Consider the following 14,671-nt stretch of genomic DNA (forward strand, 5'->3'; position numbering starts at 1 on the left):
CTAATAGATTAAGCTCTCACATAAGCCATAGAGTATGGCGGATAACGCCGCAAGGCCCATCAACAGGATAAAACCATTGCTGATGCGGCCCTGATATTTCTTCATTGCAGGCACTTTGGCAATAGCATACATCGGCATTAAGAATAAAATCAGAGCGATAACTGGCCCGCCCAATGTTTCAATCATGGTTAAAATATTGGGATTTAAGGTCGCAATCAGCCAGCAACTCAAAACGATAACGGCGTCAACAATAAGGGATCTTAGTTTTTGATTACTGTTTCTTTTGCCTTCCTTGTAAATTGCTTTTTGCAATAACCCTTCAAGTCCTTCTCGTGCGCCAAGATAGTGGCCGAGAAATGATTTGGAAATCGCAATAAAAGCAACAAACGGCGCTACATAGGCAATGAAGGGGGCATGAAAATGATTAGCGAGGTAGGATAAAATCGAGATATTTTGTTCTTTCGCCTGTAACAAGTCATGCGGCGAAAGGCTGAAGACGCAGCTGAAGGTAAAAAACAAGACTGTACCTATCATAAGCAAATGTGTTTGCCGCAATAGCCGTGAACTGTTTTCATCCGCATTTGCCCCAAAGCGTTGTTTTTGGCTGAGCGCAAAGGATGAAATGATGGGGGAATGGTTAAAAGAAAACACCATCACAGGGATGATAAGCCATACAGTCATTAAAAAACCGTGCCTCGAACTCATATTCATCCCGTCATGCCATAAAATGGCGCCATTCCAGTGAGGGATAAGGTAGAGTGAAAAAGCAAGCAAGATCGCTACAAATGGATAAACAAGGACACTCATTGATTTAACGATGAGGTCTTGGCCAAAACGGATGATCGTCATCAAACCTATAATTATTATAAAAGCCAGCACGCTGCGCGGGGGCGGGGATATATGAAGCTGATGGTGCATAAAACTCTGCAAGGTATTAGTAAGCGCCACGCTATACATCAATAAAATTGGAAAAATGGCAAAAAAATAGAGCAGGGTTAATATTCTGCCGGCTACGGGGCCAAAATGTTCCTCAACCACATCTGTTATATCGCTTTGGGGGGCTGCGCCTGATAAAACGAAACGGCAAAGCGCCTGGTGAGAAAAATAGGTCATGGGGAAGGCGAGAATTGCCATAATGATTAATGGCCAAATTCCGCTGATTCCGGCATCAATAGGTAAAAATAAAGTGCCGGCTCCAATTGCTGTGCCATATAAACCAAGGATCCAGGTAATGTCCTGTTTACGATCAGGTTTAAATTGTGTATTAATATCCAATGCTTCACTGCGTCTAAGGCATAATTCTGAAGGAGTATAACACAGCACAAGGTGTATTAAAATTGGTTTCTAAGTTTTTTTCTGTTGCACTGCCTGATTTTTCATCCATCATGCGAGCATCAGTCAGGCAACCTGCCGCGAATTCTGCTCAAGTCTTTCTGCATCGCATCATGAAGTTCACAATGAGATTTTCCATTTTTTTAAATGGCTTAAGTCGAAAGCGGATAGGATTAATCATTTGCTGCTGGTTGAATATTGAGCTATCTTCAATATAAGTCTTTGAACGTTGGAATAATGACCCATGGATATAGCCGAGTTATTAGGCTTTGCAGTTAAAAACAATTCTTCCGATTTGCATTTGTCATCCGGTATGCCCCCGATGATTCGGGTAGACGGCGATTTACGTAAAATTAATGTGCCCGCCCTTCAACATAAAGACGTCGTAAAGATAATTTATGATATTATGAATGACAAGCAGCGGAAAGAATATGAAGAGAAGCTGGAAACGGATTTTTCCTTTGAAATCAAAAACATTGCTCGGTTTCGTGTGAATGCGTTTAATCAGGACAGAGGCGCTGCTGCTGTTTTTCGAACCATTCCCTCAAAAATTCTTTCGCTGGAGGATTTGAATTTACCGCCTGTCTTTAAGGAGCTAGCTTCATATCCCAAGGGGTTGGTACTGGTGACCGGGCCTACCGGTTCAGGAAAAAGCACAACCCTTGCGGCCATGATCGACTATATCAATTCAAACCGCTATGAACATATCTTAACAATTGAAGATCCTATCGAATTTGTGCATCAAAGCAATAAGTGCCTCGTAAATCAGCGGGAAGTCCATCGTGATACTTATAGCTTCAGCGCTGCATTACGCTCCTCGCTCCGTGAAGATCCTGATATCATTCTGGTGGGCGAATTAAGGGATTTGGAAACCATACGGCTTGCGATGACAGCTGCTGAAACAGGCCATTTGGTTTTTGGCACATTACACACCAATTCAGCCACCAAAACCATTAACCGAATTATTGATGTATTTCCAGGCGATGAGAAAGCAATGATTCGTTCCATGCTTTCAGAATCCTTGCAGGCAGTGGTGGCTCAAACCTTGCTGAAAAAAACTGGCGGGGGAAGGGTTGCTGCCCTGGAAATCATGATTTGCAACGCAGCAATTCGCAACTTAATTCGCGAAGATAAGGTCGCGCAGATGTATTCCGCCATTCAAACTGGCCAGGCTCAAGGCATGATGACCCTGGATCAGCATCTGGTTCAGCTGGTCAATTCCAACCTCATTGCCCGCCAGACCGCGCGCAACATTGCTTTGAACAAAACGCTTTTCCAGTGAGGCGTTCTTGAGGGGCTGTTGACAATGCGCGACACCACCCTACATGCCGCAGCTTGTCCGCAGCATGCGGGCGCGCTATCCTGGCACAAATATTTTCATATCAATCAAGCCAATGCGCATTCGCTTCAGCATAAATTGAACAGAAATTTGCGCATAAAAGTTATTCCGGCTGAATATTGAGCAGAAAATTTTATGCGTTTTTTTGTATTTGAATTAATTCATTGATTCCTGTTTCAGCAAGTTCCAGCATTTGATTTAATTGCTCCCGGCTAAAACTGCCATCTTCTGCGGTTCCCTGCAATTCAATAAATTGTCCTTGTTCATTCATGACCACATTCATGTCAGTTTCAGCCAGCACGTCTTCTGCATAATCCAGATCAAGGACAGGCTGGTTGCGGTATATGCCTACGGATACGGCAGATACATAGTTGAACGTTGGGTTTTTCCGTAATTTTTCTCTGCCAACCATCCAGCTGATTGCATCCTTTAAGGCAACGCAAGCGCCGGTTATGGCCGCAGTTCTTGTTCCGCCATCAGCCTGAATCACATCGCAATCCAAAGTAATGGTGGTTTCGCCAAGCGTTTTCAAATCGATGCAAGTGCGTAATGAACGGCCAATCAAACGCTGAATTTCCAGTGTTCTTCCTCCCTGCTTGCCTTTGCTGGCTTCCCGCTCACTGCGGCTATGGGTAGAACGAGGCAACATGCCGTATTCTGCAGTGATCCAGCCCTGATTTTTTCCTTTTAGAAACCTTGGCACGCCGTCCGTCACTGTTGCAGTGCATAAAACACGGGTCTGACCAAATTCAACAAGCACAGAACCCTCGGCATGAGCCGTGTAATGGCGAGTAATTTTAACAGGTCTTAGTTGATTTGGTTCTCTGTTACTTGGACGCATGTTGGTATCCTCTTGCAAAATGGTGAAGTTTAACATATCAGGGATGATTTACAGAAGTTCGCTTGGAACGCCTAAGGTTAAGATCATGTCATTGCGATGGCAGAATGTGTTTTAATGACATAAATAGTCCATGATATAACAAAATATGATTTGCCCTGTTGAGCAGTGATTAGCATGCCTGTTTGCTTTTATAACAATTTAAGGTATAGTCGCCCAAAACTGTTCAGCTGGTAGATTAAATGACATACAGTATGACGGCATTCTCCAGAGTAGAAAACCAGATTGGTCAAAAACTGCTTTGCTGGGAAATAAAATCAGTTAATCATCGCTATCTTGACGCATCTTTTCGCTTGCCGGAAGCATTTCGAATGCTGGAAGCAGGCTTAAGGGAAAAGCTTCGCGGGCAGATCCACAGGGGGAAATTAGACTGTTTTCTTAAAATCAGCGGTTTAAGTGATGAAAATCAGCCTATAGTAATTCATGATACTCTGATAAGAACAATGCTGGACGCAGGATCTTCCATAGCCATGAAATATGGCTTGGCTAATGATTTAACGCTGAGCCAGGTTTTAAATTGGCCAGGTGCGATAGAAGTTGCCGATTCTGATGGCGGAGTGCTTGCAAAGGATGTACTCGATACATTTGCAGAAGCATTGAAGCAGTTATTAATTGCAAGGGAAACAGAAGGCCGTGCATTGGACAAAAGCATTCAATCACGCCTTGCTCTTCTCAAAAAAGAAGTGCGGCAAGCGAAAGAAGAGACTTCTTCTATTGCGCTCCAGCAGCGGGAAAAACTGCAAAACCGCTTGGATAGTTTACAAATGGCGGTAGATAAAAGCCGCCTTGAGCAGGAAATTGCCTTGTTGATTACCCGGCTTGATGTCAGTGAGGAGCTGGATAGATTGGACATGCATATCCATGAGGTGTCCCGCACCTTACAGAGCGCGGAGCCCGTTGGCAGGCGTCTTGATTTTTTAATGCAGGAGTTGAATCGGGAAGCAAATACCCTAAGTTCAAAATCAGATTCAGCGCTTTTAACCAAGCATGCGGTTGAGATGAAAGTGCTGATCGAACAGATGCGGGAACAAATTCAAAACATTGAGTAAAAAATGGCAGAACGATATCCAGGTAGTCTTTTTATTGTAGCTGCGCCTTCTGGAGGCGGCAAAACCAGTTTGGTCAAAAAACTGGTGAGTGCGCTAGATAATATTGAAATTTCCATTTCTCATACCACACGCCAAAAACGGCCGGGCGAACAATCGGGGGTGGATTATTTTTTTGTGTCGGAAGAGGAATTTAAAGACATGATCGACGCAGGCGCTTTTGTAGAATATGCCCGCGTATTTGGCCAGTATTACGGTACGTCGGTGGAGCAGATTCAAGATCGCCTGCAGGCAGGTATTGATGTCGTGCTGGATATAGATTGGCAGGGGGCCCAACAAATCAAGCAACAATTTAAAAACGCAGTCGGAATTTTTGTGATTCCCCCCTCGCTTGATACCCTAAAGCAGCGTCTCACTTCCCGCCGGCAAGATGATGAAGAAGTGATTCAAAAGCGAATGCAGTCAGCCAAGGATGAAATGAGCCACTATCATGAGTTTGATTATTTAATCATCAATGATGATTTTGAAAAAGCAGCTCATCAATTGCAGTCAATTGTGACCGCTCACCGTTTGAGAATGCAAAGACAGCGTATAGAGCAAAAACAATTGCTTTCCTTCCTGCTATCATCGCAGTAAAATAATAGATCGCACTATTTTTGACAGTTAATCAATCCCGAGTACAGATAAAGCATATCAATGCTTAACAGTACGGGTTTGGTTGCAGACAAAAAACTGTCAAAACTGGATGCGGTTTGTGGTAAATTAATCCAGTAGCAGCTCAGGGCGGTGGTTATGCCTCGGTGAACCATCGTTTCTTGAGGAGCTAGGTTATGAGTTAGTCCAGTATTCGGGCGCCAACGCACCCAACTATTGCTATTATATAAGTAATAGATTTTTAAATATCAGCAAGTTGGCGATGTTTGTCAAGGTTTATAATTTCGTAGAGGTAATGTATGGCACGTGTGACGGTTGAAGATTGCTTGGAACATGTAAACAATCGTTTTGAACTGGTGATGCTTGCTTCCAAGCGCGCGCGGGAAATTGCGGTAAAGGGCGCGCAGCCTTTGGTGGAATGGGAAAATGACAAGCCAACTGTAGTCGCGCTGCGCGAAATCGCAGAAGGATTGATTACTCCGGAAATTTTAGAAAAAGAATAAGAGATGTTTTTATTCTTTGACTGAAAAGGTTTTTTAGAGATAAAAAATGGTCAAAAACAGCTTGTGGCATCTGGCTGTTATCGAACATCAAGTGGCTTTTCCTGGGAAAAGCCATAATCAGACTATAGTTATAATATTGTTGAGATAAATAGGGTTTTCCATGGTGGAAATGCAGGAGCGCTGCGTGAACTATTTTAAGGCATTACATGAGGAGCTTAAATGCTACTTGAAGCCTGAGCAAATCAAAAAGTGCTTTCAGGCTTATCTGGTTGCAGAAAAAGCTCATCAAGGCCAAATGCGCCGTTCAGGTGAAGCATACATCAGCCATCCGGTAGCGGCAGCGCAGATTCTTGCCCATATGCGTCTTGATTATCAGACTATCATGGCAACCTTGCTCCATGATGTGGTGGAAGATACAACGCTCAGTAAAAATGATTTAACCCGAAAATTTGGTGAAGATGTAACGGCGCTGGTAGATGGGGTGACCAAGTTAACCAAAATCAAGTTTGAGTCACGGGCTGAGGCACAGGCTGAAAATTTCAGGAAAATGGTGCTGGCGATGGTCAAGGATATTCGCGTTATCATCGTCAAGCTTGCTGACAGACTTCATAATATGCGCACCCTTGGCGTGCTGCCGCGTGGAAAAAAAAAACGAATTGCCATTGAAACCCTGGAAATATACGCACCCATCGCAAACCGCCTTGGAATGCATGCCTTTTATACCGAGCTCGAAGACTTGGGGTTTAAAGCACTTTATCCCTTGCGTTACCGGGCCATCAAGTCAGCCGTAGAAAAAACCCGTGGAAACAGGCGGGAACTAACCCAGAAAATTGAACAGGATCTGCAGGAAGCGTTAAGCAAGCTTCACATACCCTTTGAGCAGGTCTTCGGCCGTGAAAAGCATTTATACAGTATTTATCGTAAAATGCGGCAAAAAAAAGCTTCTTTTGCCGAGATAACTGATGTATTTGCCTTTCGGGTTATCACAGACAATATCGATTCCTGCTATCGGGTATTGGGCGCATTGCATCAAACTTACAAGCCTGTTCCCCAGCGCTTTAAGGATTATATAGGCATCCCTAAAGTTAACGGTTATCAATCGCTGCACACCACGCTTTTTGGTCCATATGGAGTGCCTCTTGAGGTTCAGATCCGTACTCATGATATGGATAATGTAGCCGAAAATGGCGTTGCGGCTCACTGGATTTATAAATCTTCGGGGCTTGAGGTCAATGAAGCGCAGTTGCGCGCCCGGGAATGGGTTCAGCGCCTGCTTGAAATGCAGCGAAGCAGCGGAGATTCTCTTGAGTTTATCGAGCATGTCAAAGTTGATCTTTTCCCCGATGAAGTTTATGTTTTTACGCCTAAAGGGGATATCATGGAATTGCCCAAAGGGGCAACTCCTGTTGATTTTGCCTATGCTGTGCATTCAGATGTTGGGAACAGCTGTGTTGCGGCCAAAGTCAATCGCCGCCTGGTACCGCTCAGTATTCCCTTAACCAATGGCCAGACAGTTGAGGTGATTACCGCCCCCAGTGCGCACCCTAATCCTGCCTGGTTAAATTTTGTGGTCACCGGGAAAGCCCGGAGCAATATTCGAAGCTTTCTAAAAAGCCAGCAACATGCAGAATCCATTGCCCTTGGCCAACGTTTGCTGGAGCAGGCGTTTACTGAATTAGGCAGTGATTACGCGAAAATACCGAAGGAATCTTTGCAGGCATTAATGAACGATTTGAATTATAAATCAGTTGATGATTTATTGTATGCCCTGGGTATCGGCAATCAAATGCCCATGGTGATTGCCAAGCGTCTGGTCGCTGCCCAGGAGAGCGGCGATTTGGTCAAAACAGCGCAAAACAGGCCGCTTGCCATCAAGGGAACTGAAGGGATGGTCGTTCATTTTGCCGAGTGTTGCCAGCCGATCCCCGGCGATAATATTGTTGGCCGTTTTCAGCAGGGAAGGGGAATTCTTGTCCATACGATTGACTGTCCAAGCGTTAAAAAAATACGCAGCAATCCAGAGCAGTTTATTTCCTTGCGCTGGGATGAGGAAGTTCAAGGCGAATTTTGGGTAGATATTACCGTAGAGGTGACTAATGAGCGCGGCGTGCTTGCAGCGCTGGCTACCGCAATTTCTGAAGCGGAGTCCAATATAGGCAATATCAATGTGGATCCGAGAGATGGGCGCCATAATGCCGTAACTTTTTCGTTGAGCGTCTGTAACCGGACCCATCTCGCGCGCGTGATGCGCCGTTTGCGCGCCAACAAGGTGGTGCTGCGCCTTTATCGAAACAAACATGGAGATTAGATGATGCAAGTGATTCAAACCGAATTGGCTCCCGCAGCTATCGGAACGTACAGTCAGGCAATAGCAACCGGCAATGTTGTCTATCTTTCCGGACAAATACCTCTTGATCCTAAAACCGGGCAATTGTGCAGCGATGAAATCCGCTTGCAGATAAAACAGGTTCTTGACAATCTTTCAGCGGTTTGCGAGGCTGCCGGCGGCAGTTTAAAGCATATTGTGAAATTATCTGTTTATCTCACTGATTTAAATCATTTTCCTTTAATCAATGAAGCCATGTCGCATTATTTTAATGAGCCTTATCCTGCGCGGGCAGCAATAGGTGTAGCGTCACTTCCCAGAAATTCACAGGTTGAAATGGATGCCATTATGGTATTGCCTGAAAATTAATTTTTTATGAGTATTATTTCTCTTCACAGGATCCGCCTGAATATTGCTGGCAAAAGCTTGCTCGATGAGATTGACTGGCAAATTGGGCAACAAGAGCGCATTGCCCTGGTTGGCCGGAACGGCGCCGGGAAATCAACCTTGTTGCGGTTGCTCCAAGGGCAAATTGTTCCAGACAGCGGCCAAATGCATATCATTTCGGGCTTGCGTATTGCAGGGTTGACCCAGGAAATTCCAGAAAACAATGAAGGCTTGGTGTATGACTATCTGACTGATGGCCTTGGAAAAACCGGTGAGATATTCGCAAAATTCCGTTTTTACTCCAAAGAGAACGATGCAGGTAAAATTGCTTTTTATCAGCAGCAAATTGATGGGTTGCACGCTTGGGATATTTTGCCCAAAATTGAATCTATGGCAAGCAGGCTTGGCCTTGACCTTGACGCGCGCATGCAAACACTTTCTGGAGGAAAAAAACGCCAGGTGTTGCTCGCTGCTGCCTTGGTTGCAGAGCCTGATTTATTGTTATTGGATGAGCCGACCAACCATCTCGATTTAAACGCCATTGAATGGCTGGAATCTTATTTGAAAAATTATTCAGGCAGTGTTTTGCTCATCACCCACGATCGTGAGTTTTTAAAAAGAGTGGCGACACGGATTGTAGAGATTGACCGAGGCCAGTTGTATCCGTATGACTGTGATTATGATACCTATCTTAAGCGCAGGGAAGACAGGCTTTTGGCAGAAGAAAAGCAGCATCAATTATTTGACAAGCAGTTAAGTGAAGAGGAAGCATGGATTCGGCAGGGCATTAAAGCCAGAAGAACCCGCAATGAAGGCAGGGTGCGTGCCTTAAAAGCCATGCGTGAAGCATATAAGCAAAGAAGAAAAGTCCAGGGACAGATAAAATCGCCCAAACTGGATACGGCTCTATCCGGTCAATTAGTGATCGAAGCAAATCATCTAAATTATTCTATTGCGGGCAAGTCCATTGTGGATGATTTTTCATTACTGCTGGCCCGCGGGGATAAAGTGGGTATTATCGGGCCAAATGGTTGTGGTAAAACGACCCTGGTGCGCTTGCTGCTGGGAGAGCTAAAGCCCGATTCGGGCAATATCCGCCATGGCACAAATCTTGCCATCGCTTATTTTGATCAGTTGCGCAGTCATTTGGATGAACAGAAAACCGTCATGGCCAATGTTGCCGATGGGGCGGAATTTGTCACAGTTAATGGTAAATCAAAGCATGTGGCAAGCTATTTACGCGACTTTTTATTTCCCCCTGAAACGTTTAATCAGCCGGTCTCTGTTCTTTCAGGCGGGGAACGCAATCGTTTGGTTCTGGCAAAACTCTTCGCCAAGCCATTTAATTTGCTCGTGATGGATGAGCCGACTAATGATTTGGATATTGAAACTTTGGAATTGCTGGAGGCCTTGCTGGTTGATTACAAAGGAACCCTATTGTTAATCAGCCATGACCGAATGTTTATCAACCATGTGGTAACAAGCGTTTTAGTCTACGAGGGCAAAGGCAGGTTTAATGAATACCCGGGCGGATACGATGAGTATCAACTCGTAAAAAAACAACAGAAAATCCCGGTAAAAGCCGATGTTGCTCATAAAAGACATTACCAGGATAAACTAACATACAATGAACAAAGGGAATTATCACAGCTGCCAAAGCAAATTGAATTGCATGAAAAGACCATTGAAAGATTGCAATTGGAAATGACTGAGCCTGCTTTTTACCAGCAAAGTCCTGAAATAATAGCTGAGGCAAGGCAACGACTGGAAGAAGCAGAAACAAAACTTTCACTGCTTTATGAGCGTTGGGAAGAGCTGGAAATCAAACAGGGGTAATCCATGCTGTTGACACTTGCATTGATAATTTTGGGTACCTCCATTTTGGTATTTTTTTCTGATGAGTTTGCAAGGATAATCAAAAAATTATTTTCAGTTTACTGGATAAGACTCCTGCTTCCGATAATCATCGTCTCCATGCTGATTGAGCATTATATGGACTGGGTTTTTTGGCTGCTGCTGAGGGGCAAGGAATTCATACTCGAGCTGGTTTATTGCATCAACGCTCCCCTGCACCTTGAAACCACAGTCATTGCCCAAATCATCTTCCTGTTTTTAATCGCCAATATTCCCATATGGATATTGCATCTTCTGGCAAAACGGAAGATGATCCCCAAGCCCTGGGAGCATACCTATTTGACAAGCATTCTCTTATGGGTTGTGGCGGTTATCCTGTTGATTGTTCCCTAGGACAGGCGTGGCGCCTTACACAAAGATCGTCGTTTGAACATCCGCTAAACTTCGTGGTCTGCTGCCGGTGTTAAGAATTTGGGACTATGGTTTTCTTTTTTGCGGAGTTGTAGCGGGCCTGAAGCTCTACATCGATATAGCGATCGGTGGTCGCGCTTGAACTGTGTCCGGCATCATCGCGGACATGTTCCCGCGGCCTGGTTTTAACATCTTCTGAAATGCCGGTATGCCGGAGCCAGTGTACGGTTGCTGCCGCCAAATTATCGGCTTCCTCATGTTTATTCATCCGGCGCAATTTTTCCTGGGCAAGATTAAAGCATTGTTGGACAAGCCTTCGAATTGGCGCTGTGTCACTGATTGGGCCTGTGCCCCGAAGTTTAGGAAGCAAGGGAGAATTATCTGCCGGCGTTGGCAGTGGGGAAAGCCCAAGGAAAGTGCGCCAGCGCGCGAGGCTTTTCAGCATTTCGTCACTGACGGCAATTTGCCGTTCCTTGTTGCCTTTACCAACTGTCGTGAACCACCAGGCGCCATTACTGTCTTTGGCAAAATCATTCATGGTTGGAACCCAGCGTTCGTTTGCGGCCAGTTCTGAAATTCTTAAATACATGCCGTATAAGAGGCTGATTATAAAGCGGGTGCGCTCATGCTTTTCCGAGGATTCTAAAGCAAGCAGTTCTGCCGCTTCAATCACGGCTTCCCATTGCACAAGACTTAGCCGCCTGATCGGCGCTTTTTGCTGATGCTTGCGAATGAATTTGCTTTTCTGTCTGATTAATGCCACGGGATTGGAGGGGAGATATTCTTCCGCGATTAAAAAGTTAAAAAAAGTGCTTAAAATGGCAAAAATTTCCTGAACTGCCCCTTGTGACAGGGAAAACTGCTCAAGGGATGGCATGCGCCCTTCCTGGCGGGCTGATTTGCTCACTGTTGCGACAAAAGGCCGCCATTCGCGGTTGGGGATGCGCTTCCCCTCTTTTTCTATAAATTTGGGAACTTTTTTTAATCCTATCCAGCCTTGCGGTGGATTTTGACAAAAGCGTATGAACTGCTCGATGTCTTCACGGCGCAATTCTTTAAGTGTTTTGCCATTGATGTGCCAGCTCCATTGTAATAACCGCTCTACTTCGCGCCGGTAGCTGTTGAAGGTGCCAAGACTTCCGCGGTAGCTTTTAAGAAAATCAAGGGTATGCTGAAAATCGGCATGATATTGAGGGGATGGCAGGATTGCGTTTTCTGCATTTTTATGAAGGTTGTCGACATTATCAAATAAGGGCAGCAGTTGCTTCATGATTGGGTTCTTTTGGAGTTAGTTTGCTAACTGCTTAATATTAAACTATCTTTTAAAAATACAGTAGGGTAAAAAAGGTAATAAAATGGTATTTGTCAAGCGCGACCCCAATAATGCCATTTGCGCGATTTATGCAAATGACAAGAATGGCGAGCTTGAAGCATTAGACAACAATGATGCGGAAGTGATCGCGTTTCTCACTCAGTGCGCCCTTGAAAAACAATATTCTTTTTTAAAATCCGATCTGGATTTGATCCGTGTGCTTGAAGATTTAATTCAAATTCTGATGGAAAAGAACTTGATTTCTATTACGGATTTCCCATTGCCAGTGATTGAAAAGCTGATAGCGCGGCAAAAAATTCGTAAACAGTTTGAGGATGTATCAAAACTATTTGATGAAGATTGAGGGCTTAAAAAATCAGTATGGTAAAAAGTTCAAAAACCTGAGGAACCAATGACAGGGAAAGACTGGGATATTTCAGAAGAAGCTTTGAATACAGAAGACCCCTTGCTGGCTGCATTGCTGTTTTTGACGAAGTATTATCACATTCCCTGCTCGGCCACCGCTTTGACCGAACGCCTGCCCTTGGCGGATAACAAGCTTACTCCCGCATTATTTGTACGCGCAGCAGCACGCGCGAATCTCGCGGCAGAAATCAACAAAATCGACTTCGATGACTTGAACGAGTTAATGCTGCCTGCGGTGCTGCTGCTGGCAAATGAAGAAGCATGCCTCTTGTTGGAGAAAAAGGATGATCATTGTGTTATTTTGATGCATAAAACAGGCCATGGCAAAGTCACCATGCCTACGGAAAAACTTCGGCAAAATTATGCGGGCTATGCCATATTTGTAAAGCCGCTTTACCGCTTTACCCGCCGCGCGCAAGAGACTGTCAAGAAGAAGCCGAAAAACTGGTTTTGGGCGGTATTGGTAAAATCATGGCCGATTTACCTTGAGGTTTTAACCGCCTCTGTGTTGATTAACCTCTTTGCCTTGGCCGTGCCGCTGTTCATTATGAACGTCTATGACCGGGTGGTGCCTAATCAGGCTATTGAAACCATGTGGGTTCTTGCCAGCGGTATTGCCATTGTATTTCTTTTTGATCTGTTTTTAAAAACGCTGCGCGCTTATTTTATTGATGCTGCCAGCAAAAAAACGGATGTTCAGTTATCTGCTATTATTTTTGAGCATATTCTTGGCATACAAATGGGCGAGCGGCCAGGCTCTGTGGGCGCTTTTGCCAATACCATCCAGTCTTTTGAAGCGTTCAGAGATTTTATTGCCTCTACTACGATTACGGTACTGGTCGACCTTCCTTTTGTATTTTTATATCTTCTGGTGATTTATTACCTGGGCGGCAGCCTTGTCTTGATTCCATTGGCCGCGCTGCCCCTTGTCTTTCTCATGGGATATCTGCTGCAGTTTCCGTTAACCCGCATGACCAAAACTGCTTATGAGCTTGGCCAGGAAAAAAACGCAACTTTGATTGAATCTCTGGCCGGCATTGAAGCAATTAAAAGCAGCGGCGCTGAAAGTACCATGCAGACCCGTTTTGAGCAAACGGTAATTGAGGCAGCAAAACTTGGCGCAAGGCTTCGTTTTCTGGTGAATTCAAGCATCAATATGACTATGTTAATCCAGCAGGTTTCAAGCGTCATGGTCGTGATTGTTGGCGTATATAAAATTATCAATGGCGAGCTGACTGTCGGCGCTTTGATTGCCTGTACAATACTTGCCGGACGCGCATTGGCGCCAATGGGGCAGGTAGCGGCTATTTTTTCCCGCTATTACCAATCAACCCAGGCATTGAAATCAATCAGTGAAGTCATGAAATTACCTACGGATGTTCAAGACGTTACCAGTTACCTGCATCGTCCGGATATAGAAGGGAATATAGAATTTAAGCAGGTTGATTATCACTATCCTGGACAGACTGTTCCGGTATTAAATCAAATCTCTTTTAAAATTACGAAAGGAGAGCGCGTTGGCATTATCGGGCGGACTGGTTCCGGTAAATCCACGATTGCCAAACTCATTATGGGATTGTACCGTCCAGATAAGGGCAGTATCTACCTGGACGGCACGGATTATCTACAGCTTAATCCTGCTGATTTAAGGCGCCAGATTGGCTATGTGCCGCAGGATGTCGTGTTATTTTATGGCTCCGTTAAGGATAACATCCGCCTGGGCGCGCCATACGTTGATGATGAAAAAATTCTAAAAGCGGCGACCATTTCAGGTGTGGTGCATTTTACCAAAAATCACCCTGAGGGATTTGACAGGCAAGTCGGTGAGCGTGGATTTCGCCTGTCTGCGGGCCAAAGACAAGCGGTTGCCATTGCAAGAGCCTTGCTGCTTTCGCCAAAAATTTTACTGCTCGATGAACCTACTGCATCAATGGATGATGGCAGTGAAGCACTGCTTAGGAAAAAATTAAAAGAATATTTGAGCAAAGATACTACACTTATATTAATAACACACAAAGCATCCATGCTGGATCTGGTCGACAGGCTCATTGTCATAGACAACAACCGTATTGTAGCAGATGGCCCTAAAGAAGCCGTTTTGCATGCGTTGCGTAGCGGACTAAAAGCGCATAAAGACAAGAAACGGCCTGTCAGTTAATCGGTAATTTTTAAATGGTGGTGAG

13 protein-coding genes are annotated in these 14,671 nt (G+C 44.7%); 10 read left to right on the forward strand and 3 right to left on the reverse strand.

Annotation, left to right across the window (positions count from 1 at the left end; translation table 11 throughout):
• On the reverse strand, positions 1-1,275 hold the full coding sequence (locus tag Llon_RS02445; RefSeq protein ID WP_083503240.1) for a serine/threonine transporter: 1,275 nt from the start codon (positions 1,273-1,275) through the stop codon (positions 1-3).
• A 301-nt stretch (positions 1,276-1,576) separates the two neighbouring features.
• Here Llon_RS02445 and Llon_RS02450 point away from each other — a divergent pair, with 301 nt between their 5' ends.
• Positions 1,577-2,614 carry a type IV pilus twitching motility protein PilT gene (locus Llon_RS02450; protein ID WP_058528491.1) on the forward strand — a complete coding sequence of 346 codons (1,038 nt, stop codon included), beginning with the start codon at positions 1,577-1,579 and terminating at the stop codon, positions 2,612-2,614.
• A gap of 190 nt (positions 2,615-2,804) precedes the next feature.
• On the opposite strand, the gene rph is transcribed toward Llon_RS02450, so the two are convergent.
• Positions 2,805-3,512, reverse strand: a complete 708-nt coding sequence (rph, locus tag Llon_RS02455) for a ribonuclease PH (protein WP_058528533.1) — start codon at positions 3,510-3,512, stop codon at positions 2,805-2,807.
• Positions 3,513-3,751: 239 nt separating this feature from the next.
• Between rph and Llon_RS02460 the strand changes: the two genes are divergently transcribed.
• From Llon_RS02460 to Llon_RS02490, 7 genes are all read left to right on the forward strand, one after another.
• Positions 3,752-4,618 (forward strand): YicC/YloC family endoribonuclease, encoded by an 867-nt coding sequence (locus Llon_RS02460; protein ID WP_058528492.1) that lies wholly within the window; start codon positions 3,752-3,754, stop codon positions 4,616-4,618.
• Positions 4,619-4,621: 3 nt separating this feature from the next.
• Positions 4,622-5,251: a guanylate kinase gene (gene gmk, locus Llon_RS02465; protein WP_058528493.1), complete on the forward strand. Its 630-nt coding sequence runs from the start codon at positions 4,622-4,624 to the stop codon at positions 5,249-5,251.
• Between the two features lie 317 nt (positions 5,252-5,568).
• Positions 5,569-5,772, forward strand: coding sequence for a DNA-directed RNA polymerase subunit omega (gene rpoZ, locus Llon_RS02470; protein WP_058528494.1), 204 nt, complete (start codon positions 5,569-5,571; stop codon positions 5,770-5,772).
• Between the two features lie 184 nt (positions 5,773-5,956).
• Entirely contained in the window at positions 5,957-8,080 is a 2,124-nt protein-coding gene (gene spoT, locus Llon_RS02475) for a bifunctional GTP diphosphokinase/guanosine-3',5'-bis pyrophosphate 3'-pyrophosphohydrolase (RefSeq protein WP_058528534.1), read from the forward strand.
• 3 nt (positions 8,081-8,083) lie between these two features.
• Complete coding sequence (locus Llon_RS02480; protein WP_058528535.1) at positions 8,084-8,467, forward strand: RidA family protein; 384 nt, start codon at positions 8,084-8,086, stop codon at positions 8,465-8,467.
• A gap of 6 nt (positions 8,468-8,473) precedes the next feature.
• Positions 8,474-10,321 (forward strand): ATP-binding cassette domain-containing protein, encoded by a 1,848-nt coding sequence (locus tag Llon_RS02485; RefSeq protein ID WP_058528495.1) that lies wholly within the window; start codon positions 8,474-8,476, stop codon positions 10,319-10,321.
• A 3-nt stretch (positions 10,322-10,324) separates the two neighbouring features.
• Complete coding sequence (locus Llon_RS02490) at positions 10,325-10,732, forward strand: hypothetical protein (RefSeq protein WP_058528496.1); 408 nt, start codon at positions 10,325-10,327, stop codon at positions 10,730-10,732.
• 70 nt (positions 10,733-10,802) lie between these two features.
• On the opposite strand, the gene Llon_RS02495 is transcribed toward Llon_RS02490, so the two are convergent.
• The gene (locus Llon_RS02495) at positions 10,803-12,020 is read right to left on the reverse strand and encodes a tyrosine-type recombinase/integrase (RefSeq protein ID WP_058528497.1); all 1,218 of its coding nucleotides are present in this window, start codon (positions 12,018-12,020) and stop codon (positions 10,803-10,805) included.
• An 85-nt stretch (positions 12,021-12,105) separates the two neighbouring features.
• Between Llon_RS02495 and Llon_RS02500 the strand changes: the two genes are divergently transcribed.
• Positions 12,106-12,426, forward strand: a complete 321-nt coding sequence (locus Llon_RS02500) for a hypothetical protein (RefSeq protein WP_058528498.1) — start codon at positions 12,106-12,108, stop codon at positions 12,424-12,426.
• A 48-nt stretch (positions 12,427-12,474) separates the two neighbouring features.
• Positions 12,475-14,646, forward strand: coding sequence for a type I secretion system permease/ATPase (locus Llon_RS02505; RefSeq protein ID WP_058528499.1), 2,172 nt, complete (start codon positions 12,475-12,477; stop codon positions 14,644-14,646).
• Positions 14,647-14,671: the final 25 nt, after the last annotated feature.

Source organism: Legionella londiniensis, from assembly GCF_001467825.1.
Taxonomy (GTDB): Bacteria; Pseudomonadota; Gammaproteobacteria; order Legionellales; family Legionellaceae; genus Legionella_A; species Legionella_A londiniensis.

Excerpts from the sequence above, each read along its gene's own strand:
- rph (WP_058528533.1), bottom strand. The coding sequence starts at position 3,512 with ATGCGTCCAAGTAACAGAGAACCAAATCAACTAAGACCTGTTAAAATT.
- Llon_RS02450 (WP_058528491.1), top strand. The coding sequence starts at position 1,577 with ATGGATATAGCCGAGTTATTAGGCTTTGCAGTTAAAAACAATTCTTCC.
- Llon_RS02460 (WP_058528492.1), top strand. The coding sequence starts at position 3,752 with ATGACATACAGTATGACGGCATTCTCCAGAGTAGAAAACCAGATTGGT.
- Llon_RS02500 (WP_058528498.1), top strand. The coding sequence starts at position 12,106 with ATGGTATTTGTCAAGCGCGACCCCAATAATGCCATTTGCGCGATTTAT.
- Llon_RS02505 (WP_058528499.1), top strand. The coding sequence starts at position 12,475 with ATGACAGGGAAAGACTGGGATATTTCAGAAGAAGCTTTGAATACAGAA.
- Llon_RS02490 (WP_058528496.1), top strand. The coding sequence starts at position 10,325 with ATGCTGTTGACACTTGCATTGATAATTTTGGGTACCTCCATTTTGGTA.
- Llon_RS02495 (WP_058528497.1), bottom strand. The coding sequence starts at position 12,020 with ATGAAGCAACTGCTGCCCTTATTTGATAATGTCGACAACCTTCATAAA.
- gmk (WP_058528493.1), top strand. The coding sequence starts at position 4,622 with ATGGCAGAACGATATCCAGGTAGTCTTTTTATTGTAGCTGCGCCTTCT.
- Llon_RS02480 (WP_058528535.1), top strand. The coding sequence starts at position 8,084 with ATGCAAGTGATTCAAACCGAATTGGCTCCCGCAGCTATCGGAACGTAC.
- Llon_RS02485 (WP_058528495.1), top strand. The coding sequence starts at position 8,474 with ATGAGTATTATTTCTCTTCACAGGATCCGCCTGAATATTGCTGGCAAA.
- rpoZ (WP_058528494.1), top strand. The coding sequence starts at position 5,569 with ATGGCACGTGTGACGGTTGAAGATTGCTTGGAACATGTAAACAATCGT.